Source organism: Nodularia sp. UHCC 0506, from assembly GCF_034931045.1.
Lineage (GTDB): Bacteria > Cyanobacteriota > Cyanobacteriia > Cyanobacteriales > Nostocaceae > Nodularia.
Window position 1 is genome coordinate 8286 of the sequence record NZ_JAYGHH010000057.1, and the last position, 25367, is coordinate 33652.

Sequence of the window (25367 nt, forward strand, 5' to 3'; positions counted from 1 at the left end):
CACTTACTTTCATTTACACACCAGGAGTTATACCATGACACAAGCGATTACTATCACCCGTGATGATATTTTTCAGCAAGTTAAATTATCTTTCCAAATTCCTGCTTTAATTGAGCAAATTGTCAGTCGTAAAATTATCATTTCTACTGCTACTGATTTAGGTATCAAAGTAGAAGCAGAAGAACTACAAAAGGCAGCAGATAATCTTAGGTTGATTAGTAAATTACAAAATGCTGATTATACCTGGACATGGTTGCAAAAACATAATTTATCTTTAGATGATTTTGAGGAAGCAGTTTTTACTAATGTCATTTCTGGAAAACTGGCTGAACATCTGTTTGCAGATAAAGTTGAATCTTGGTTTATTGACCATCAGTTAGATTATGCTGGAGCGGTAATCTATGAAGTAATTTTAGATGATGAAGATTTGGCGATGGAACTTTTTTATTCTCTACAAGCGGGGGAGATGAGTTTTCCTGAAGTTGCTCATCAATATATCCAGGATAAGGAGTTGCGTCGTTGTGGAGGATATCGGGGAATTGTAAATCGTAAGCAGTTGAAAGCAGAGATTTCTGCTGCTGTTTTTGCTGCTAAACCGCCGCAGGTTCTGAAACCTATTACGACTTCTAAGGGATTACATTTGATTTTGGTTGAGGAACTGATTCAGCCGGAACTGGATGATAAGGTGCGGTATCAGATTATGTTTGATTTGTTTGGGGCTTGGATAAAGGAACGAGTTGAAGAAGTAGAGGTTTTGAAAAACTAGCTTGAGATAGTTAAAGCGGCTAAATTTAGATTCTTACAGCGTTTTTAAATAAGCTACGGGGTAGGAGCGAAGTATGTTTGCCCTTGATCCCATCTGTACCTCACCAAGTTGCAATCTGCCGTACATCAAAAAAATAGCCCTCTAAATAACATTAGAGGGCATTCTTATAGATGATAATTAATCAATGAGATTAACGCAAGATGATTGGTCTTGTAAACCCGATACTACGCCCGATACTAGGAAAAGGACGAGTTGGAAAGGTTGGTATTGTAGGACGCACAGGTAAAGAAAGAGTTGGGAAGGGATTAGTGGTAGACAAACCAATAATAATACCACCTGTTAAATTCAATTCTTCATCTGTTAGCTCTGTGAGATAGTTTTCTGAGTCAGAAAATAGTTCAGAGCCAGTAGGATTCAAGTTAGAAATTTTGATTGTAGGTAACACAAGATTTCTCCAAGTTTTCAAATTTGATGTTTGCACTATTGTTAATAACCGCAAATATACGGTGGTTAGAACCTCGACTTTTCAGAGAAGTCGTGAATCTCGGTTTTACTGATTCAGTGGAAATTGTCCTTGGTTTGTGATGACATATACACATTCCAATATCGCTTGGTTAAATCAAATTAACTGTTTAACCAAGCGATGAAATTTTAAACTCTATGTAGTTATGCTTATTTTCTTTGGTTGTTCAAATGAACCGTAATAGCAACTACAGCAAGTGTGACAGAAACTCCAAGCGATACACTAGTGAAAAATCCAATCGCAAATTTAAGTGGTAGTCCACCGTTAATGTTTCGCAATTCATCATCTTCCAACTCATTTAGAAAATTCTCAGAGTCGAGGAATAGATCAATACCGATAGGAGATAAATCTTTGATTACAATGCTAGACATATTTGAAACCTCCTGTTATTGGTTATGGCATTTGTCAAACAGATAATGAATTAGGACTTACGCACTGTACAAATTTATTATTTTGTGAATTAACGAAAATAGGTCATTTCAGGCTTTTATCAATCATCCCTTGATAAATAGCGATTGCCTCCGGCACTGCGCTGAGTCTTTCAGACACGCTACGTGAACGCGCAATCGGCTAAAAATGTGGAAAAATCAAGGTTTAATGCTTGAAATCCATACCCCCTATTTGGTTTGTCCTGTCAATGCGTAAGTCCTATGAATCTAAGTTTCTTATACACACAGGGGAGCAACGCGATTTTGTGAGATCGGGTTTTAATTCTCAATTAAACCACTAAATTCTCAACAAAATTAGGTGTTTTCGTTGCGATCACATCCCGAAATAGGCTATTTACGTAATCGATTTCGCCACCTCACGTTTTCGCATTGCTCCCTACACATACACACAGTGTTATCTACGAAACACGAAGCCGGAAACTACAGTTACAATAACTGCCCCTACAGTGAAACCAATTACTGCACCACAAACAAAATTACTACCAGGACTACCAACCGCAGCAGCTTTGATAGCTGCTGCACACCATGGACTGGAGAATCCTCCATGGACATTATCTAAATCAGCATTCTGAAGTTCGTTCATATAACTTTCAGAATCTAAGAAAAGGTCAGCACCAGCAGGATGTAAATCAGAAATCGTAATACTAGCCATTATTCTATTCCTTCTTCAATGAAATTGATTCAGTGAGAATCGGATATAATCAATTCCAGAAAAGTTAAAAACTTTTTTGATTCTTGATTATATTAAGAATATAGAGTTAGTTTTCAAGATTTACAATCCCAGTCAACAATATAAAGAAACAGTAATGTTTAATTTAATGTCCTGAAATAAGTACCTATTTTAATAGGGTGTTTAAAATTATTTTCAAATGATTTATTTTTTATGATTCCCAAATTATGATAAGTACAATTAATATTCTTTTTTTGCCCAGGTTTAAGAAAAGTTATTTTTATTTATAAATTTTTAAAAGTTATACCGCTTTTCATATGGCTTTTTTGCACTAAAATCGCTGAAAAGCTATAAGGTATGAATTTTATTTTCTAGTACATCAATAGAAGTAATTTCAATACTTTTTTTATCAATCCCAGGCAAAAAAAGTTTTTAATTATAAAAACTTCAGAGATTAACATAAAGGGGGCAATAGAGCAGTTTTAAGTCACTCCTTTATTTAATTACTAAGAAACCCGCCTCTGAACAATCAAAGGCAGGTAACTATTACTAAAACTAGTATATTAAGTAATTAATGTTGACTTTTTGGTACTTGTTATGATAAATCTGATTCAAAAAAGCCGGAATCCTGACCATGCAAGGAATTCAAACTGATTATCCTTAATGTTTTGGGAAAATTCCTTATTCATCCCTGTTCCCTTCGGCAGAATGTTAATTTGGCATAACAAGTACGATAGAACCTTAATGTTTTTCAGCAAGATTCTCATAATTCCTTCCAGCTTGCAACCAAACCTGAAATAGAGATTCTAAAATTTGCTCCCTGATTTCACTCAATTCAGCCCCCAGCCACTTCTCAATTCTCAAAATGTGATAACCTAGCTTCGTCTGAATTGGTCCAATTACTTCACCTTCCTTCCCATCAGTAACAGCCTTGGAAATTTCTGGTAACAATTCCGCTAAAAAGCGCACACCAACAAATCCGCCATTCTCTTTTGACTGCTTACCCTTCGAGTGTTCCAAAGCTAATGCACAGAAAGAAGCATTTTCCACTCGTAACGCTTGGGCAATTTTCAAAGCCTCTGTTAAGTCACGGACTAAAATTTGCGAAATGGCAACACGCCGATAATCATCCCGATTACTCATATAATGAGCATCAACCGCTTCACCAAATAAATGTTCCTTTAACTTATCTGTCAGGAGTGATACCCGAATCCCTTGTGTCCAATCTTCTACTGTAATTCGCTCTTGAGCCAACCAAGCTAGGGTTTCAGATGCTCCAGGTAATTTGTGTTCTAAGCGAAAGGCATCTCCAGCAGCTTGCAATTCTTCATCAGAAATTGTAATGTCTAGCTGTTCACAAACTTTGAGAATCAAATCCTCTTGTTCTGTCTTAGCTGCAATTTCTGCAATTTTGTAATTACGGCGCAGGTAAGCAACAATAGTTTCATCAGTGGCGGGAGAAATTTCAGGTAATACCAATTTTTCTAGAGTTTCTTGCATGAGTTTATCCTGTGAAATTAAAAAAGTTGAACAAACTTAGTTTTTAGACTTTTGGGATGAAAATATGGAGATTAAGCACAGTACAACAACCGTTCCTGTGGAATTTCCTGGACTTTCAATCTATTGCGATGTAAATCACCATATAAATTGAGATAATCCAATTGGGCAGGTGTGAGTTTGCCTTGTTGAACTCCAGCGATCGCCGCATCAATTTCTTCCCGACTGCGTAACCCTGTTAAGCAGACATCCACACAGTTCTGACTCAGAGAGTAGCGATATAAATCAGGTACAGAAGGTTGCCAACACCCAGCAGGTAAACCAGAAGGCGCATCCCAAAGCACACCAGAATGAGAACCTGTAGACTTAAAGGTGACAATGCCTGGTCGTTGTGAATCTTGGGCATCTAACTGATTGAAGACCTGATTTTGGGCAGAACGGTGAGCAACATTGTGTCTCACCATTACCACGTCTAATAGAGGACTGTGCAACCACTGTTGAGCTAGATTAATATCGTGAAACGACGCACCAATATAGCGCACAGCCCCCATTTTTTTGAGGCGTTCAGAAGTTCCAAATAATCTTTCTATAGTGCGCTGATAAACTGAGTTTTTGCCTCTGATATCAGGAGAAAGCTGTAAGCAATCCTGAAAAGCTGAGGCATCATTAGTACCTATCCAGCCCCAGAACAATACATCAATGTAGTCAATTCCTAATTCCACAAACTGATCCAACAAAGCTGCTAGTGCTACTTCTGGACTTTTGATGTAAGTTACTGTTGCTAGAACTACCTTCTCTCTGACTGAAGAACCTCGTCCGCACAGTTTCCGCAGTGCGTCAGACATGGAGCTATAGATATAGTGGTGTAAGTCACTGGAGTAGAAAAAGTAGTTAATTCCTTGGTCAAAAGCGTAGAGGGTATCATCACTGGAGATACTACCACCACCTCCTAAACCGAGACAACTAACTGTTAAATCAGTCCGTCCGAATTTGCGGTAAAAAGGTAAATCAGATTCGGGAAATTTCTGATTTACATGAGTGAGTGTATTCGACGGGACTATCAAAGGACGTTCAAGATTTGCTATTTCCATAGGTCTAAAGGGGTGTAAATGTCTTCTGATTTGGCATTGAGATAAGCACGCTCCCAGTCAATTCCTAACAGTGAAAAACTTTGGAAAATAGCATTGAGCCGCGCTTCCGGTGTATCATCTCCTTGATGCCAAGCTGACAGCAAACCATTGGCCACAATTTGACAACGGTTCATACCAAAGCTTTCTTGAGTGCTAAATTTCTGGTCTGGTTCTTCTGCTAACCCTAGTCCTGATGCTAGGAATTTAGTAAATAGGGGGATTTCTGGCTGAAAGTGCTTTCTTGTTTGGATGTATACTATCTGTAATACAGTCCGCACAGTTGCATAGTGATTTTTTTGAAAGTAGAGAACTCCTGAGTCGTAGCGTCCGTAATCAGCAGGGTTGTAAAGTGCTTTAAATGTGAAGGGAATACCAATTTCGTTTAACTTTTGGGTGAGTGCAGACATAACAGCGATCGCACCTTCAGGGGTAAGATTAAAGTAAATCCGCACAGTCTGGGAAGGTTGCTGTGGATGAGTATAATCTTCTACCCCTTGGTTGCTAACTGCCATATAAAATCCGTTCTGCACAAAATTCTTTGGCATGAGGATAGCAACTGTATTACCAACAGTGGCAGATTTTTCGGTATCTTGGAGATGGCGATAGCGGCGATCGCCGGAGGCATCGCGTTCAATATGCAGAGTTAATTCACCCTTTTTCACCGCTAAACTGCCATCAGTTTCTTCCCTGAGAATCAACCAACCAGGGTCAAAGTATCCTTGACCACAATTACTATTATGTAATTGTTCGTAAAATTTTAAATCTACTCCCAAGACAGTATTGTTATCCAAATCTAGCGGTTGTCCCTTAGTTGGAGCATCAAGGGCGAGGGCAGAACGCATAGAGCCGTTATAAAAAATCCCGTAAAGGAAGCTACGAAGGATCAAACTCACATAGCGATTTTGAACTTCTGATGGCATTCCTTGAAACCGGGCTATTACTTCTTCTGGAAGTTCTGAAGGCTGGTAATCTGGATGGTGAACACAGAAATTGGGTTTAATTTGGGTCTTCGTAATGTCTTGCAAAACACTCAATATTTGTTCGGCATCATTTCTTACTGGTTGATTATCACTGTTCGCAGCAGTTTCTTCAGAGGAAGGGGAATTTAGTAATTGCATTGTATTTGACTTGTGAATAAATATTTTAAGCAGCAAAATTAAACTCATTGAGCCTAAAGGATGCAGTACCAAAGACTGTTGGCATTGATTGTTCAGGACGGCATAATAAACTTTTAGCCACTTGAAGGAAAGCAATTCCTGTATTGTTAAAGGTTTTTTGATATTGAATCATGGCTTGAATTTGTTGAATTAATGCTAAACCTGCAAATTGCACAACTCGTCGCCAGAAGTTAGGGCGGTATTGTATAATTTCGGGAAATTTCTCCAAATAAGCTAAACTCAAGGCAGCAATGGTAGGCTGAATAGCATCTAGGGGAGTTGTAGCTAAACGTAAGGATTCATTAAGGTTAAAGGATTCATCGCCACTGATTCCCGGACTAATAACTAGACTACTTAGCCATATTTGTAGATAGCTGGCTATCAGCATTCCCAAATCATAAGCGGGATCTCCCCAAGCTGAACGCTCCCAATCAATCAGCCGCACACTTTCTGGGGAATTTTGCCAATCAGTATGCAACAGAATATTGTTTAGTTTTAGGTCGTTGTGGGTGAGACAAGATGGTGTAAAAGCATTGCCTAATTCTGCCAAGGCTTGTCCTAAGCTTTCGTAACGCTGATAGAGAGCAAAAAATTTCAATCCATCAGCAGGGATTAAACCAAAAATCTCTGGACTAATGCGTTCGAGACCACTAATGAAGTGGGGAACTAAGTTACTCAGTTCTGGTTGGGTAGTGTGACAGAAAAAGTCTTGATATTCCTGAGAGTTAAAAGTTGTGCGATGAGTAGTGGCGAGAATATTACCAATTGTGGTTGCGATCGCTTCTGGGAAAGTATTCTCTTTAGTATGGTAGTCAGCTAAATCACGATATTGGTCAAGATACGAGAAAATAATGATTGAGTGCTGCGGGTCAAAATGTAGCAGCGATGGCAAAAAGCAACGTAAGTCATTGAGTTGGGGGAACTGCTCTAGAAAATTTTGAACTCTCACCTCGCCCATAAACTCACCAGCAGCTTTCCCTTCCTGATCGTGCCGTTCCTGCTTGACTAATAGTTTATGGCCATCGGGGAAAGTCACCAACAAGTTAAAATTCTTGGCGGTTACTGGCTTAATTTCCAGGTTATCTTTGTCTGATTGGCTACATAAACCCTGTTCAAGTAAATAATCGCCAACGTTTTGAAAACTTAATAAAAGCGTCATAAGCCTACTGATATGCTAACGTTTTCACCTCCCTCTACAGGGAGATAAAGATTCTCTTCATTGTTTAATTGGGAACAGATTTAGGTAAATATGAAGTAATCTGCCTTTAGGGAGAAATAAAATTTCAATAGCAGGGCGCAGAAGCAGAAACGGCGTAAAATGAATAACCAAGGCTGTTAGCAAAACACCCTGGTTTGGATGAGTCAGTTCCGTGATGAAGCAATCAATAGCTTTTATACAGTGTTGTAACCAGGAGCGACAGCAGCGTAGAAAGTCCACAGAACAACTTTCATAAATTCCCTCTCATGATCCCAATAATGAATTAGGACACCTAATCAAGCAGTTTCAAAGCCATGATGATGACAACACTACAACCACAGGACTTACGCAAGCCTCGCTGTCATTGCGACCGTAACGTAGTGAAGGGATAAAGGATGAAGGGAAGCAATCCCAGAGTTTGAAGCGATTACGTCACTATCGTACCCTACGGGAAGGCTAACGCCAACGTGATGACGTAATTACGTGAATTTTGCGTAAATCCTAAACCAGTGGAAATTTTTCAGGAGGTTTGCCATGTCGTGCTTAATAAAGTATTAAATATTACTAAAATTGATTAAATCTATGATTTATTCCCAAACAATGCACTTGCAAAAATATTGAGCGTGCTGATAGTAGGCTAACAGTGTGTATTTGTGTATCAATTTAATAATTACTAGTTGACACCAGAGGTTAAAATGTCCAGCAGCATCTCCCAGTTCTACACACGAGTAGTAAAAATTAACAAAGATTTTAGTCCTTACAAGCAAGAGGATATGAAGTTAAAACGTAATTTTAAATTATATGAAAATAATGATGAAATCTTCCAATATTTTTGTCAACAAAATGATTTTCAAAAATTAGTAATTTTTTGGATAAATATAGCTCTTAATGACCAGCTAGAAAAAAAAGGATGGGAAACAGAAAATAGAGTGGAGATGGCATGGCAACATTTACGTTGTTTTTGTGAAGAAAGTTGTTATTGGGCTGCAAATAAATTAGCAAATAAACAAAAAGATAGTGGATTAAAACATAGATTAATGGAGGATTGTCTAGATTATGCTAAAGATTTTATTTATGACCCCATAGTTTTTAGAAAAACAATTATTCAATATAATATAAATAACTCTTTTTTGCAAACATATATACAGAGCATTTTAACTAATGTCATTAAAAATAAACAAGATAATAAAGTATCCAAATTTTCACCAATGAGAATGCTGTACAAAGAAAGTAATTCTACTTTAACAGCAGCACTTGCAAGATCAGGTTTTTCTCGGAGTGATATTTCTAAGATGATTTTTGCTCGTAAACACTGGAAATCAGTTTACAGTATTTACTTTAAAGATCCTTCACATAGAAGAAAAATAGGCGGTATTTTACCAGAAGCAACATATCTAGATTATGAAGAAGCTGCTAGGTTGTATAATTCCGAAAAAATGCTACCCAGCACCCCTGTTGAAGTTTTGCTAGGTCAGGACATCACACCACAAAAACTAGAAATATGGATGAAATCTTGTATATCTGCTTTGTTAAAATATTACCAACCCCAAAATATATCTTTTGAACAATTAAGGGGAAAATCAAGAGAATTTGGGGATAAAGGGGATAAATTTGAATATGAACTACGGAAGTATACACCTGGATTGAATGAATATAATGAAACAAGATACTTTCAAGAAAATAATAATCTTTTTTATAAAATTAACTTGGCAGTAAAACAAAAATTAAAAGATAAGCTTTTATCGCGAAAATCATTACATCTAAAAAGAATTATTCTTTATTACGGCTTTGAATTCAACCAAGAACAAATAGCAGAAAAATTATCAGTTCATCAGACTACTATTCTCTGCTCTCTTAGAGACAGTAGAAAAATACTTACTGAAGCACTATTATCTACCGATATACATGGATTAATAAAACCATCTAAATGGGTATCAAATTATGTACAAAACTGGTTAGATCCTCAATGCAAAAAACCTATTCAATTAGAATTTATTTCCTTAGTTTTAGATAAAACAGCAAGAGAATTAGATAACAATTTGGTAATATTTCAGGAAGATGAGAAAAAAGGAATAATATTTCAAATATTACAACTCAAATATGGAGAAAAGCTTGATCATTCAACAATTGCTAGACAACTTAATGTTACAGAAGAAAAACTGCTAGAATCCATTAATGAAATTGAAGCTAGACTGGAAAAAGCAGCTTTCGAGCAAATCAATAAAATAATTTCAAAATATTTATACTTATTTTTAACAAATAAATGTCAAGAAATTATTAATACAGCTTGCTTAAATTTAAGCATACAAGAAAGAAACTGGAATAACATAAATCTTGTCAATTTACTTTTGGAAGAGTGCATAAGTATTATGACTAGGGACAAGTAGAAAAGCTACTCGCCCTAATTGTCATTTGTATCTATAATGTTATTTAAAATCACCACAATAACGAGGCATAAATTATGTTTGAATTCAATCAATTGTTAACAGATAATACCCAATATTTACGTTTACCTATTTCACAGTCTACTCAAGAAAAGGCATGGGAACAAGAACAAAATCATTCTAATGCGATCTCGCGCCATAATTCCTATCTAAATTATGTTAGTGTACATACCTTGCGTGACTGGTTTACAGATGACTTAGCAGAAGCAGAAACCATACATAAACCTGAAGTTTATCCAAGTGAAGGTAGTTTACCTAGTATTTGGGAAGTAGTAAATGGTGCAGCTATTAAGCTGGATAAGAAGCGAATAGTGTTAATTCCCTGTGAAACAAGCGATTTAGAAGATTTTTCTGTTCCCCAAGAATGGGTAGATATTCCTGAATGGGCAGGTGATTATTATCTAGCTATTCAAGTAAATTTAGAGCCAGAGGAAGATGAATGCTGGATAGAAGTATGTGGTTTTACAACTCATCGTTACTTAAAGAAACTTGGTAAATATAATCGTAATGAGCGAATATATACAATGACACTAGATAATTTAATTCAAGACCTTGCAGTAATGGAAATTACACTACCACTAAAGAGGCAAGAAGAAATTCCTGTTATACCCAATTTATCAGAAGTTGAGGCTAAAAAATTATTAGATTTTTTTGGTGATTCATCTATTTATTCTCCCAGGTTACGGGTTAATGATGTCACTTTTGATAAATGGGCAGCATTACTGGTTAATGACTCTTGGAGGCAACAGTTATATGAACGACGTATGGGTAAATTAGTAACTTCACCTACTTTAGTTACAGATTTAAGAAAATGGTTACAGAGTATATTAGATAGCGTAGATGAAATTTGGCAGGATTATGAAGCTATATTTGCTCCAGTAAAACCAGTTGCAGTGCGTGGAGCTATATTTGCTCCAGTAGAATCAATTGCAGTTCGTGGAAAAAATGATGATGAACCTGCTTCACAAGATGCGATCGCATCTGTAATTCGTCTCTTGCAACCTAATTACTCAGAGTATGATCGTCGTCATGCTGCTGGTGTGTTAGGAAAAATTGCTGTAGGAAATTCTGATGCTATTAAGGCTTTAACTCAATTACTATACACTGCACAAGATGATGAAACTCGTTGGCAAGCTGCTTTCAGTTTAGGCAAAATTGATCCAGGAAATCCCCAAGCTGGGATTAAGAGAGCGAGACTAATTGACTTGGGGGTGCAATTGGGTGGGCATAAGGTTGCTCTAATTGTTAGGATTATGCCACAAGCTAACGGTAGAATAAGAGTTGTACTGAAAGTAGAACCTTCATCGGGAAATAAATTACCTCCTAACCTCAAACTTAGTGTATTGTCAGAATCAGGAGAAACAATACCTGGTTTAGAAGTCTGTGCCAGAAATAATGAATCAGGACAGATTGACAAGAGTTATCGGGATAAGGAAATGACCCTAGACTTTACCCCACCCCCAGGAACTCAATTTCGTGTCAAAGTAATACTAAATGAACTTAATTTTATTCACGATTTTCTTGTTTAACTGAAGTAATACAGAAAGCAGTTATGACTAGGATTGCATTACTAAAAATAAGGGATGGAGGCGTAAGTCAAAAATTCAATGTATCACTACAGATTTTTAAATTTACTTCAACTCTACCTAGAGAAATTCCAGGAAATTTACCACATAACCCAGATATTGAAGGTTTATATGTATGTTGGCAAACAAATTTTCGCAATTTAAGTGAAAGCTATACAAATAATCGCAATTCCCAGCAAGACAACTATGATGATTGGCAAATACAGTCAACCTTAGCTACTAATTACTCTACTAGCGAAGGTATCGAAGCTTGCCAGAACTTTATTGAAAGCTTAGAAAATAGCATTAAAGAATGGCTTAATCCAGTACCTAATATTAGTAAAGATTTAAGTCGTATTCGAGAACAACTTGCGGTTGAGTTAAATAATAAATCTGAGCAATTTCAAATCATAATTCAACCTGAAGATGTTTTACTTTATAAATTAAATTGGTACGTTTGGGATTTGTTAGAAAATAACCTAGATGTAGGTATTAGTTTTAATCTTTTACAATACCATCAAGAAGAATTAAATCAAGTAAAACCTAGACAAAAAAATAAAGTACGCATTCTAGCTGTTTTTGGAGATAGCCGGAATATTAATTTAGAACCAGATTGGAAAGAAATCAATAAGTTAAAAGAAAAAGGTGCAGAGGTAGTCCCGTTATACAAACCTACTGCAAAAAAATTCATTGAAGCCTTGGTTGATGAACAAGGGTGGGATATTTTATTTTTCGCTGGACATAGTAATCAGAAAAATGAAACAGGAATAATATATATTAATGAACAAGAAACTTTAAAAGTTCAACAATTTAAAAACGCATTAAAAGAAGCTCGACAATATGGTTTACAGATAGGAATTTTTAACTCTTGTAAAGGATTAGGTTTGGCAACTGAGCTATCAAATTTACAGATTCCCTTTACCATTGTAATGCAAGATGTAGTACCAGATATAGTTGCTCAATCTTTTTTAAAGGAATTTTTAACAGAATATGCAGGAGGAAAAGCATTACCTAAAGCATTGCGACTAGCTCAAAGTAGATTAGAAAAATTTACAGAGTTACCAGGTGCAACTTGGTTGCCTGTTATGTTTCAGAGTTACATAGGAATAGCACCGACTTGGCAGGATTTCTTACTGCCAAAACCAGAAGATTATGTTGAATCTGAAAATAAATTACCTTGGTATCAATATAAATATATACCACTAGCACCACCTCCAACTCCGAAAAAGCCTAAGTTGCGTGTAGTTTTCCTGATAAGTTTGATAGTGACTATATTCTTAACAGGAGTGCGATCGCTTGGTTTACTTGAGCCTTCAGAACTTTTGGCTTATGATCATTTAATAAGTCAACGTCCATCTGAATTAATAGATGAACGAATCTTAGTAGTTGAAATTACAAATGATGACGTAAGTGAATATGGATATCCTATTAAACAGGACGCTATATTAGCTCAATTAATTAGTGAATTAGAAAAATATAGTCCTAGAATTATTGGTTTAGATTTACATCGTTATCAAGTAAGACAACCTGGACGTGAAGATTTTATTCAACATTTTTTAGAAAATAAGAATATTTTTACAGTTTGTTCTTTTGGTTCTTATAATGATATTAATTATTTACCTCCTCAAGAATTAATAAAAAATAATTTAAACAGCCAGATAGGATTCAGTGATTTAGTAGTTGATAGCAAAAAACATAAAAACACTAGAGCAGATTTAATAGTAAAACAACCTGATGATGAGAATATAGTTATTCGTCGTCAATTGTTATCGTATGAGCCAAGTTTATTAAGTTCTCCATCTAATTGTTCTACTCCCTATAGTTTTAGTTTTCGCATAGCGTTCCGATTTCTTTATCAAGAAGGAATTAAAGGAATTATCAATAAAAATGAAGAATTTCAGTTTAAATCAGTGATTTTGAAAAAGCTACCCTCACATTTTGGTGGTTATCAAAATTTAGATGGACAAATTAACCAAATAATGATTAATTACCGTTCTCAAACACCTGGTCAGAGAGTAAGGCTAAAGAAAGTATTACAAGGAGATATAGACCCTCTGTTAGTAAAGAATAAGATAGTGTTAATTGGTTATACAGCAGATAGTGCTAGGGATAATTTTAACACTCCTTTAACGAGGAAAATGCCAGGAGTATGGATTCATGCTCATCAAGTTAGCCAGATTATTAGTGCTGTTATGGAAGAAAGACCTCTAATCTGGGTCTTACCTAAATGGAGAGAATTTCAATGGGGTGATATTCTTTGGATACTTGTTTGGTCTATTTTAGGAGGGTTATTAGCTTGGATTTTATCGAAATCACCGCTTTATCTAGGTTTATCTATCATTTGTATGATTTGGATCTTATATCGAATTTGCCTTTTTTCTATTAATCAAGGTTTATGGTTGCCTTTAATTCCATCTCTTTTATCTCTATTAGTTACCCCAGTTATTTTAACAAAACTTAAATCAGTTAATTCTAACCAACAATTAAGTTTTAATCAGGAAAACAAATGAATATTAACCTCAAACAATTCTCGCTTATTTTTTGCATTAGTTTAGGATACTTAACTACAGCGAGCTATCCTTCTTTTCCACAGATTGCACCAAGTATTTTACTAAGCCAAAATCCGCCGGAAAATCCTCCTCGTACACCACCACCAAATAAAACAAAACCAGGAGGAGGACTTAATCCATCTAAACAATCATGTAATGGGAAAAATGGCTCATTAACGCCATTAATACCAGTCAAAAACCCTGTATTAACAGTATCAGCGCATCCTACAATTTTATTCTATACTCCAGATAAGTCTGAAGATATTGAATATGGTGAGTTTTCCATTGTTACTCAAGATGAAAAAACACGAGTTTATAAAAAAATCAGGTTTATTCTTCCTAATAAAACTCCTGGAATTGTAAGTGTTAGTTTACCTCAGTTATCAGAGATTGAACTTGTAGAAGGACAGTATTATCACTGGTATTTAAAAATATATTGCAAAGGGAATGCTGATTCAAAATCTAAGTTAGATGTTAATGGTTGGGTACAAAGAGTTCCATTTACTTCTGAAAAACAAAAACAGATAGAGTCTGGAGATTCTAATATTTGGTATGATTCTTTGGCAAATCTAGCTCAAAAACTTGAATCTTCACCAGAGGATATTAGTTTGCGTAAAAAATGGATTAATCTATTAACGACTATTGGACAAGAAGATTTATCTCAAAAACCAATTATAGGTAAAGTTGTTGTACTTGAGGATTAGTTCTCTACCTCCAATAGTTGGCTTATAGAGATTTAATGAAAAATATTAGAGCCAATTCCCCACTAGAATATAAGTAGCCCAAATATTAGGTGCGTTATACCCTAATTCTTTGAAAAGATATAACTGTGCCTGATGAAGTGCTTGAGCTTTTGTCATACCTGGTTTGGATAATTCTTGATAAAATTTTATCATAAATTCAGTATTAGCTTTAGTAGAATCATCTGCTTTCCATAGGGTTGATATGGTACTTTTTGCACCTGAACGTACTGCTATTCCTGCTAAACCTAACACTGCTCTATTATCTCCTTGAGCAGTTTCACAAGCACTAAGAACTAGTAATTCTAGTGCTTTAGTTCTATTTTTACTAGTTGTTTGAATTAAATTATTTAAATCATTGGCTTTTATTTTTTCTTGATAAGCAACAATAAAATTTTGATCTGGATCTGAACTGAATACACCATGAGTTTTCCAGTGAATACCTGAAAAGTTGCCTCGTTCTAATTGTTTCTGAATATTGAATTTAGTAAACTGTTCATCTATGAGAATATTGCTACTAGGGATTTTTTGAGCAATGCCATCCAATTCATCTCTTAAATATTCAATTTTTTCAAATCCTAAACCCAAATTTGGTTGAGCTAAACCTATTCCGCCCATAAATAAGTTTAATTTTGTTTGTACAGATTGAGGATTAAAAACATTAAATCCTGGGAGAACAGCAATATCATAATTTTTTTCCACTAAATATTGTTTTACATCATCATCATATAAAACAGACATAGGAATATTGCGTAATAAACCATCCAAAACAAATACTAAGTTTTTAATTTGAGTTTCTTGATTAAGGATAGGTTTTAGGGGTTCGATTAACAATTTATAAACAATTTTTGACTTTTCAACAACTTCTGGTGTATTGTCAGGTTCTATCAAAGAATCTCGTAACTCTTGAAGTGTTTTTTCGATTTGTTGTGCAGAAATTCTTTGTTCTTTATAACCTAAGTTTTCATCTTTTCTAGCAACTTTAAAAATAATTGATAATCTATCTTCAAGAATGATAGGATAAACAATGAGTGTTTTAGAGTCATTTAATTGATAAATTTGTTGTTCTTGGGTATTAGATAAATTACAACGAAGAAAATTTTCTAACTCAGCTAATTGAAGAGAATCTATAGTTTTAATAGCTTTTTTAAGATATGTTTGGATTAGATCAGAAGAACCTTTTGTTTTTACCAGTAAATTAATTAACTCCCGATAAACAGGCTCTATATTATCTCGAAAGTTAAACTGAACATCAGAATTGATACTTAGTAAATCACCACGAACAGACTCTAGGGTTTTAACAGCATTGTCATATTCTTTAATAGCCTTCTCATTCTTACCCTCGAATTCAAATAACCGCCCTAATTGCCATTGCCATTGATAAGCAATATCTGACATTTGGGCAGGTTGGGCAAGGTACAAAGCTTCTTCAGTAAACTTTTGAGCCTGGTGTCGCCAATATTCAGCTTGAGAAGTTTGCTGTTTTTGTTGATTTACCCAAGCAAAATATTCATATAATCCCCCCAAATTTCCAAAAGCATAGGATATTGCACGATTATCTTTTAAATTTTCAGCATCTTGAATAGCTGTTTTTAATTTCTTAGCAATTTCAATTTCAATCTCACCTTTATTTTTCTGTAAACACGCTAAACTTTTAGCAAAATTTATCTGTATATAAACTTTATCTCGACTTGTTGGTAAGTTATTTAGCTTTATTTGATTTACTAAATTCTCTGCACTTTCCCATTCTTGTAATTCAATAAGTAGATGCAGAAGATTTACCTTTGCTTTAATCTCTGTAATATTTGCTTTAATTTCTTTAATAGATGAAGCTTGATTATTACGTGCATTATCATATTCTTTAATAGCTTCTTGATATTTTTCCTTAGCAAAACTATATTGTTGAACAAATTTTGTTGGTATATCCTTATTCTCACAACGCCAAGGCATATATTCATAGTTGGCAGTAGCTTCTCTATCTCGTGCTAAATTGGCTGTAGCTAATAAAGTATTACCTAAACTTAATAAAGTACCACTTTTATTTTCTGTATCTTCAGAATTTTTTACTAGATTGAAACTTTTTTCTAATTTATCCTTAGATTCCTCTAACTTCCCAACTGCGCGGAGGATATCTCCTAAACTACGTAAAGCTTTAGATTTAAGATTAGCTGGAAGTTTTTCTATATTTTGTTCTATTTTTTCTATCTTAGTTTGAGCAGGTTGAAAAAGCCCTAGAGCTTGCAAAGCTTGAACTTGGTTAATCTGACTAATAATATTTCCATATTTATTCCCAATACCATGATAAATAGCAGCAGCTTTTTCCCAGCTTTTTAACGCATCTTCTACTTTACCTTGAGCAAATTGTAACTTTCCTTGAATATTCAAAAATTGGGCTGAAAGTTGCTGTTTTCTATTATGATTTATATTTTTGATTGGATTTAATATATTAAAACTTGATTCAATACTTGTTTGTGCTAATTGCCAGTTTCCTTGTTGCTGATAAATTAAAGTAAGATTTCCCAGCGTGATAGCTAAATTAATTTTTTGGTCTTTTTGAGGCTTAAGTATTTCAACAGCATTTTGTAACCATATCGCTGCATTACTAAAATCACCCTGCTCATAACAGTTTTTTCCGTATTCTATTAATTTTTTAGCATCCTTTACTTTACCAATTTCACCTGGGTTATAACAGGTATTATTACCTTGCATTGGTTTTGTAATATCAGTTAATTCGTGCATAATTGGTATATCTATAGGTGTTTGTGATAATACAGGATGTATACCTACAGTAATAAATACACCTAAAAAAAGTAAAATAAGTAGACGTTGATACCAGCGATTTACAACAATTAAACTACGTAGTATTAATTGTGCTTTATTTAAAAAGGATTCCATAACAAAGTGAAAGTTAACCCGTTTTCTTGCCATGTTCTTTCCCTGGAATTTACATATATTAAAGGAATACCCCAATCAAGACGAGCCGTAAAATTATCTCCTTGTCGCAACTTTAAACCTAGACCAACAGATGCCAAACTATTAGGATTTGAATTCTCTCTTCCTGAACTGTTCCAAGCCGTGCCATAATCCAAAAAAGGAGTTAGCTGAAATACGCTTTTCCAGTTAGGAATACGTAAGATGGGCAATTGCAATTCTGCTGATGTAAAGATACCATTATCACTTAAAAGTGTATCTTGCCGATAACCGCGTACACTACCAAAACCACCTATAGCAAATTGTTCTAGAGGTACAAGAGTCCTCACTGCCAACTGCATATTTGTACGTAGTAAAAGTACAGTTTCTGGTGCTATAAGTTGTACCCACTGACCTTGACCTTGCCAAGAAAAAAAGCGGTTATCAGGAATAACTTCATTTACCTCAGAAATGGGTTGATTAATGGTGGTATCAAATGCTCCAATACCAAGATTAAATTGCGATCGCACAGCTATGACTCCTGTAGAGTTCTGCTGTGACCATTCCTGAAAAAACCGTAATGCAGAGATGCGGGTACGTCCTTGCTCATCAGCCCCTGGGGAAAGGGGAAAGGGAGTACCTAATAGGGAGGTTTCGCTTTCCTTGCGAGATGCTGTTAAACCTAAAGTGAATTCTTGGAAAGTTTGTTCTTTAATCGATTGGATTATTGGTTGGCGTAGTGTTAATTCATAGGCACGAGATTGGGAATTTATATCAAGTTCGTTAAATGGCGCTTCAATCACATTACTGGATGTATTACTGTAGCTAAAATTCAGAGTGCCATTGCGAGGATTAAATGGCAAAGTATAGCTCATATCCCAGCCGTTGCTACCATCAGTATTATTGTAATTCCAACTTAAACTGTCCCCCATTCCCAGGAAGTTATTATCACTCAGTCCGATCCGACGTTGAAAACTTCCAGAACTAGGAGAACGACTATTATTAATACTGAATGGAATATTAGAGGTGTTACCTTCTTTTATCTGAACTTCTAGTATTGTATTTCCTGGCTTTGAACCAGCAGAAAGCGTGGCAAAAATGTTTTCAATTGGTGCATTGAGTCGTAAAAGTTGTAGAGCTTCTTCCAAACGACCTATATTGAAAGGTATTGATTTAGCAAGAGCCAAACGTGAGCGCACATATTCAGGATTTAGGTGTAAAGGTTTGGTTGTTGTTGGACAATCACTATCAGAATTAATATTCTGCTGATTCTTGGGACAGAATGGTATAACCTTAATAGCTTCTAATTCTCCCTCAATAACTTCAATTTTGACTATTCCTATATGATTGTTTTCTTGTGTCTCCTTGGGGATAACAACCTTAGCACCAGAAGTTTGATATTTAGCATCATGGTAAATTTGGGTGATTTCTAAAGCTGAACGAAGCAGTTCTGCACATGAAAGAGGTTGGTTGAGAAATTGCTCAGTATTAACAGCAGCATCTAATGTTTCTTTAGAAAAAACAGGATGTTTTGCTATGACTTGAAATTCTGTCACAGTAATTTTAGCTGGACAATTTTCAAGGTTAACCTCTGGAATTTCAAAGGGTGATGGTATGTCTGGCAATACATCCTGTTGAGGCTTGGAAGGTTGAGGTATTTGCAAAGGAGACGGAGTGGAAGGTGTAATATCCTGTGGTTGCAAATTTTGCGGTACAGGAGAATTAGTATTAGGAACTTGAACTAAATCAATAGTTTGGGCATTTACAGCACCAGTATTGATATTGCTGGTTAACAACGCTACGCTCAAGTATAACCAGGATGGAAACAAATGGAAGTTTGGAAAATACCTAGTAAGCATAACAAGGAGGAGTCACAGTAGGTAATTGAGTTGTCATTGCAGCTTCATTATTGGAATTAGCTGCTGATTTTGGTAGATTCATGGTATTAGTTCCAGAGGAAGCATTTTCATCTGTAAAATCGGGATTAATCCAATCAGCAATAATCGTTTCTTGACTTAATGGATCATCTGGACTAGCAGGTAAGCCAGTACGTCCAACATTGAAAAATGATACAGAAGATTGCACTCCACCAGCTTGGCAACCTACGACAATTTGAGTATTGACAGGTACATCAGGTAATGGGGTTAAGCCACGACTGGGATCTATTCCAGGGGTATTGATGACCACTTCACCATCTACACCAAACTCTGAACTAGCTGTAATATCACTGTAGGGGGTCAAGCGTGGTCGGTACTCAAGACCAAAGATGGTTTGTGTGGAGATTTGGATATTACCACCTCGACCTTGGAAAGCATTAGCTGTGATGTCACTATTTTCTGTAGGGAAGGCGACTATAAATGGTGCGTCTATATTGATGTTGCCACCATTACCACCAAATTGATTATCTCCAGCAGTAGTAGAGATTTCACTGCCATTTCGCATGAATAAAAGTTGGTCTAAATAGAGGGCAATATTACCGCCATCGCTACTTTTAGTAATAGATGAAATTGTACCGTTATCTAGTGTTAATGTTCCGGCGTAAATTTCAATATCACCACCTGTTCCTGTTCCCTGGCTGTTAACTGCTACTTTTGCACCATCAGCAATAGTAAAGGTACTTGGGTCAATCAAAATACTCCCACCGTTACCAAAAGAACCTTCTAAGGTACTTGCAGTAATAGCCGTGTTATTTCCAGTTAATGTAATATCATTATCAACAAATAAATTAATATTGCCTCCTTGACCACTACTAGAGGTAGAAGCAGTAATTTGTGCGTTATTGCTGAGTTTAAAGTTTGGGGTGGTAATATTAATATTTCCTGCATTACCTTTTCCAGTAGTTTCGACAGAGACTTTACCATCTCCTTGAATGTTTATAGTCTGAGGTGCTGCAAGAAAGATACTCCCTCCTTGACCACTTCCAGAAGTAGAGGCGGATATTTCTGCACCTTTAGCAAAGTTAATGTCTAAGTTAGGTTGATTATTACTAGGTTGAATAGTTAATGTGCCTGCTGGGACTTCTCCTTGAGTTTGAGCAAATATACCGACTTTACCAAAGAGGTTCATATTAGGGGAATTGATGGTTATACTACCACCTTGTTGTTGGGTAGTAGCGGTTTCGGTAGCGGTGGCGGTAATTCTGGCGGTTTCTTCAACGGTTAAAAGTTTGGTGCTGAGGTTGATATCTCCGGCTTTTCCAACACTACTAGTTTCTACAGCTAATCCACTATTACTATTAATATTAATTGATGTTGGGGCAATAATAGAGATTGTACCTGCATTTCCTCTTCCAGATGTACTGGAACTAATAACTGCACCATTTTGAAGATTAAGTGTTGCTGATGTTTGAAGTTTAATATCACCCCCATTTCCTAAAGCTGTAGGCAATACAGCACTAAAAATTCCACTGGAAAATCCATTACTTCCTCTTCCATCCAGGTTAATATCATTATTAGCAAATACTACAATATCACCAGCATTTCCTTGACCAAAGGTAGAAGCACTGACAAATGCTCCATTACTCACTGAAAATAAGCCAGTTGTAATGCTAATGTCATTACTGTTGCCTATTGCTTGTGTTTCTACATTTGTAAAAATACCACTAGATTGTCCATTGCTTCCAATTCCATCCAAAATAACTGAATCATGAGCAAAAATTATAACCTTACCTGCATTTCCTCGACTAAAGGTAGAGGCATCTAAAAATGCTCCATTAGTAAGAGATAGAATATCTGTAGTAACTTCAATATTATTACCTTCACCTACTCCATCTGATCCTACAGTGCTAATAGCTGCACTAGATTGTCCATTACTTCCAACTCCATCAAAATTTACAAATTCAGAAGCAAAAATGTTAATTTTTCCAGCATTTCCTTGTCCTTGTGTGTTAGTTAAAAGTTGAGAGCCATTTGTCATCGAAAATCTTCTAGTTTGTATATCAATATTTCCACCGTTTCCTATAGCTGTAGTTACTACATCATTAACAATACCACTATCATTATCAAAATTTACTGCATCAGTTGCATTAATCATTACAGAACCAGCGTTACCTTGACCAGATGTTTGTGTAGCTAACAATGCCCCATTTTGTAGTATCAAAGATTTAGCTGTAATATCAATAGTTCCACCATTTCCTTGTGCATTTGAAGTTACAGCAGAAAAAGCACCACTTTTAAAATTATCAGTATGTCCATTAAAATAAACTAAATCATTAGCAATAATAGTTATATTTCCAGAATTTCCCTTTGCATCTGTAGCATTAACTAACTGTGAACCTGAAGTTACGAAAAGTGAACCAGTTGTAATATTAATGTTCCCACCATTCCCTCCTTGTAAAGATTCTGCTGTACTTAATATCGCACTTTCTTGTTCCAAGAAAATAGAATCATTTGCAATAATATTTACATTTCCAGCATCTCCAATTCCTCCTGTAGTTGTGACAAGTCTTGAACGTGAATTTAAAAAAAGTGAACCAGTTATAATATTGATTTCTCCACCTTTCCCAATAATCGATCCTAATCCTACAGGAGTTAATATTTCACTATTTTGTTCTAAGAAAATAGAATCTTTAGCAAAAATATTTATGTTACCTGCATTTCCTTGACCGAAAGTATTTGATACTAATTCTGATCCTTGTGTCAGAAATAAGGTTTTTGTAGTAAGTTCAATACTTCCACCATTTCCTTGTGCAGTGGATTCTACATTATTAAACAGTCCTCCTCTTTCAAAATAAATAGTATCGTTTGCGTTGATAATAATTGCACCACCACTTCCTTTTCCACGAGTAGTGACGGTAAATGCAGCATCATTGCTTACAGAAATTGAATCTGTTGCAATATTGATTACACCCGCATTTCCTTCAGCACCTTCTGCTACTGTACTTAATATGGCACTATTAGTATCAAATACTACAGAATGATTGGCATTAATAATAATATTTCCAGCATCTCCTTTTCCAAAAGTATCAGCAGTTATAAAAGCAAAGTTAGTAGCCTTCAGTTGATCTACTTTAATATTAATATCTCCACTATTTCCTTCGCCTAAATTAGTAGCTATTAAAAAAGCACCATTACTAATAGAAAGTAATTTTGTATCAAGTTTTATCTGACCTGACCTTCCACCTGTATCTGAAAAAACTACACTAAAAGCTCCAGCATTACTACCATCAAAATTAACTTCATTAACAGTATCAATAATTAAGTTGCCTGCGTTGGCTTTGCCAAAGGTAATAGTTCCTATTTGTGCGCCAGTTGCTAAAAAAAGTGATCCTCCTTCAACTTGAATATTGCCACCTGTTAAATCTGGTATATCATTAAAACTATAACTACGAATATTGCTATCTTTATTAAGGATAATAGATGATGGAGTTTTAATGATTATACTACCACCCAATAAACCTTTAGAAACAACTGAAGAATTTACATTTAAAATAATATTATCTTTAGCTAATAAAGTTGTATTACCTCCATTCCCTACAAAATTCTCGGATGGAGAAAAAGCTGAAACATTAATCTCTTCATTCAGTTCAATCTGACCACGGGAATCAAGAGTGACAAAACCACCACCAAAAACATCCCTAGTATCAATTGAATTAAGGGTAATCCCACCATCTAAAGTCGTGTTTTGTTGATAATTATTTGTTAAAAATACTTTACCGCCCTCCCCAAAAAATGTATCACTATAAATATCTCCAATAACAATATCAGCACTCGTTGGAGAAGCAGTAACAGTAGGTGATATGAAGTTGAAAAAAGAATCATAAAATGCACCAAAATTTCCTGTTATTCCCGAAATACCAACAGCTTCCGGTTTCATTCCTGCTCTAATATCAACAGTTAAATATTTACTGCCATCAATTTCTAAAGCTGTCCCATCAGATAAAGTAACATTAGCAAGTTCAGGTGTTGTAGTTGGATTAATTGAATTGGATAAAGTATCTGGACTGATGATGAAAACATAACCAGGAATTTCCACTTTACCCGCAGCTAAAATGTGCAAAGATGCTCCCTCATAAGCATAGAAACTAACATCGCCAAGAGAACGAATAATAGGATCATGGGGACTATACAAATTTCCTAAACTACCATCCAACTTCTCTATCCGAAAATTACCGCCTGCATAATAGTGAGCATCACCCCCCACCTTATCCGCAGAACGCAACACCATATCCCCACCAGAAAATAATCCACTCTCAGGGTGATTCAACGCAAAGATATCTACACCTTGAGTACCCTGAAGCAACAACTGTCCTTCAGCCGCAGCAATAAGAGGATTGGCTACACTATCCCGCACCCGCACTGTATCTTTAGCCAGCAGATTCAAATTTCCCTTTGCTCCCAATTTGCTATCTACTAGCGTTAAATTGCCTTCTGCTGCCAAAGTCGCGGTCTGTGCCTTCAACTCCCGCACTGCTACATCCCCAGTTTGTACTTGCAGATTAGATCCCGCTAACTCTACCTGACTATTACTATTAACTGTTAACCCCGTTGTACCTTCTGTATTAGTCAGCAATTGAGACAGAGTTAATCCAGTTGTTGCAGCTTGACTACTCCCTGATGTTGGCGATGCCTGCGGCGGGCGTTGAGATCGCATCTCCCAATTCACAAACTGCCCTGCCTGTCCAAGATTTACTACAGGTGTATTACCATCTGCTTGTATCCCTGGTACAGTAACCACCGCTAACTCTCCACTAGGTGCTGACAGTTTCCCTGTACTGACAACTGTACCGCCCACTAAAGTTAGGTTTTGTCCTGCTCCTACTCCTAAATCTCCAGCATTGACTAATGCTCCTGGCTTCTCACTCTCAAATTCTAAACCAACAGGTGCAGATACATTGATAGTCAACAGTGGTGGCACTTCTGGATTACTAGCACTAAACCCCATTCCATTTGAAAAAATTACGCTGTTAGCGGTACTTGCCACAAATGAACCACCCATATCCAGCTTGGCATTAGGGCCAAAGATAATGCCATTGGGGTTGAGAAAAAATAGGTTGGCATTTCCCAACACACCCAATGTTCCAAACAAATGGGAAGGATTACTTCCAGTTACTCGGCTAAAAATATTGTTGATTCCGGTGGGATTGGCAAAATAAGCTCCTCTTCCTTCACTGATATTGAACTCTTGAAAACTGTGGAAGAGGTTAACTCCACGAATGGCTCCACCATCAATTCTGTCAATTAGGGGATTGAGAGGTTTAACTACTGAACTTTCAGTACCAAGTGTGTTATCTGGAGTAATTTGAGCCAATGCGCTATTCCCAGAAGATGTAACTCCAGCTAGGAGGGACATTGCTATCCATAACTTCCAAACCCAATACTGCCAGTTAGTTCTCATCTTAGAATTTGCCTCTCTCAAAGTTCCCGTAATTGAGTTTGCGGTTTTTACCGTAAAAAAAATCGTATCTTTATTTACAACAGCATAAAACCTGATGCCATGTAAAACTCCATTTCTTTACATATTTTTGGGAAAAGCAACTTCAAAATTCAGTAAATCGCAAACAAGCTGGATTAGCTGATATATTTTGTGACTTGAATCAAAACCGCCCAAACATTTTGTAATATTTGCTGAGGCACAAGCCGATAAACATCTTTCGCCACTTCATCGCTGATGACCAGGCTAAAATATTTGGCTAAATTCCAGGAAGCGAATCCGCCGCATTAGAAATCTTTGCCACAGTCAGGTAGAAAACACAGATGGCAACGGACATACCAACAAGCTGTAAGCTAAGTAAAGAAGGGTATTGCTGGAGTGCGGGTGTTTTCATGGTC

15 protein-coding genes are annotated in these 25367 nt (G+C 36.0%); 5 read left to right on the forward strand and 10 right to left on the reverse strand.

Going from position 1 to position 25367, the window contains the following annotated elements:
- The coding region (locus VB654_RS22195) for a peptidylprolyl isomerase (protein ID WP_323215978.1) at positions 1-766 on the forward strand (766 nt) is incomplete at its 5' end.
- Positions 767-956: 190 nt separating this feature from the next.
- Here the strand turns inward: VB654_RS22195 and VB654_RS22200 are convergent.
- The 7 genes from VB654_RS22200 to VB654_RS22230 form a co-directional block, all read right to left on the reverse strand.
- A complete protein-coding gene (locus VB654_RS22200) occupies positions 957-1211 on the reverse strand; it encodes a hypothetical protein (protein ID WP_323215980.1) in 255 nt (84 codons plus the stop codon).
- Between the two features lie 227 nt (positions 1212-1438).
- Positions 1439-1660 carry a hypothetical protein gene (locus VB654_RS22205; protein WP_323215982.1) on the reverse strand — a complete coding sequence of 74 codons (222 nt, stop codon included), beginning with the start codon at positions 1658-1660 and terminating at the stop codon, positions 1439-1441.
- A 472-nt stretch (positions 1661-2132) separates the two neighbouring features.
- Complete coding sequence (locus VB654_RS22210; RefSeq protein ID WP_323215984.1) at positions 2133-2390, reverse strand: hypothetical protein; 258 nt, start codon at positions 2388-2390, stop codon at positions 2133-2135.
- Between the two features lie 759 nt (positions 2391-3149).
- Positions 3150-3908 carry a peptidylprolyl isomerase gene (locus tag VB654_RS22215; protein WP_323215986.1) on the reverse strand — a complete coding sequence of 253 codons (759 nt, stop codon included), beginning with the start codon at positions 3906-3908 and terminating at the stop codon, positions 3150-3152.
- Between the two features lie 71 nt (positions 3909-3979).
- Positions 3980-4996, reverse strand: a complete 1017-nt coding sequence (locus VB654_RS22220; RefSeq protein ID WP_323215988.1) for an aldo/keto reductase — start codon at positions 4994-4996, stop codon at positions 3980-3982.
- Positions 4987-6153: a T3SS effector HopA1 family protein gene (locus VB654_RS22225; protein WP_323215990.1), complete on the reverse strand. Its 1167-nt coding sequence runs from the start codon at positions 6151-6153 to the stop codon at positions 4987-4989. The genes VB654_RS22220 and VB654_RS22225 overlap by 10 nt, the downstream gene beginning before the upstream one ends.
- Before the next feature lie 25 nt (positions 6154-6178).
- Positions 6179-7351 carry a phosphotransferase gene (locus tag VB654_RS22230; protein ID WP_323215992.1) on the reverse strand — a complete coding sequence of 391 codons (1173 nt, stop codon included), beginning with the start codon at positions 7349-7351 and terminating at the stop codon, positions 6179-6181.
- Positions 7352-8085: 734 nt separating this feature from the next.
- Between VB654_RS22230 and VB654_RS22235 the strand changes: the two genes are divergently transcribed.
- The 4 genes from VB654_RS22235 (at position 8086) to VB654_RS22250 (ending at position 14652) form a co-directional block, all read left to right on the forward strand.
- Positions 8086-9777, forward strand: coding sequence for a hypothetical protein (locus VB654_RS22235; protein WP_323215994.1), 1692 nt, complete (start codon positions 8086-8088; stop codon positions 9775-9777).
- 74 nt (positions 9778-9851) lie between these two features.
- A complete protein-coding gene (locus tag VB654_RS22240; protein WP_323215995.1) occupies positions 9852-11363 on the forward strand; it encodes a DUF1822 family protein in 1512 nt (503 codons plus the stop codon).
- A gap of 23 nt (positions 11364-11386) precedes the next feature.
- On the forward strand, positions 11387-13909 hold the full coding sequence (locus VB654_RS22245; protein ID WP_323215997.1) for a CHASE2 domain-containing protein: 2523 nt from the start codon (positions 11387-11389) through the stop codon (positions 13907-13909).
- Positions 13906-14652 carry a DUF928 domain-containing protein gene (locus tag VB654_RS22250; protein ID WP_323215999.1) on the forward strand — a complete coding sequence of 249 codons (747 nt, stop codon included), beginning with the start codon at positions 13906-13908 and terminating at the stop codon, positions 14650-14652. The genes VB654_RS22245 and VB654_RS22250 overlap by 4 nt, the downstream gene beginning before the upstream one ends.
- 45 nt (positions 14653-14697) lie before the next feature.
- On the opposite strand, the gene VB654_RS22255 is transcribed toward VB654_RS22250, so the two are convergent.
- Genes VB654_RS22255 through VB654_RS22265 form a run of 3 tightly spaced genes read right to left on the reverse strand, consistent with a single transcriptional unit; the run spans position 14698 to position 24933 of the window.
- Complete coding sequence (locus tag VB654_RS22255) at positions 14698-17616, reverse strand: CHAT domain-containing protein (RefSeq protein ID WP_323216001.1); 2919 nt, start codon at positions 17614-17616, stop codon at positions 14698-14700.
- Positions 17568-19406 (reverse strand): ShlB/FhaC/HecB family hemolysin secretion/activation protein, encoded by a 1839-nt coding sequence (locus VB654_RS22260; protein ID WP_323216003.1) that lies wholly within the window; start codon positions 19404-19406, stop codon positions 17568-17570. Before VB654_RS22260 ends, VB654_RS22255 begins: the two co-directional genes overlap by 49 nt.
- Positions 19407-19446: 40 nt before the next feature.
- A complete protein-coding gene (locus tag VB654_RS22265; RefSeq protein WP_323216005.1) occupies positions 19447-24933 on the reverse strand; it encodes a filamentous hemagglutinin N-terminal domain-containing protein in 5487 nt (1828 codons plus the stop codon).
- Positions 24934-25367 lie beyond the last annotated feature (434 nt).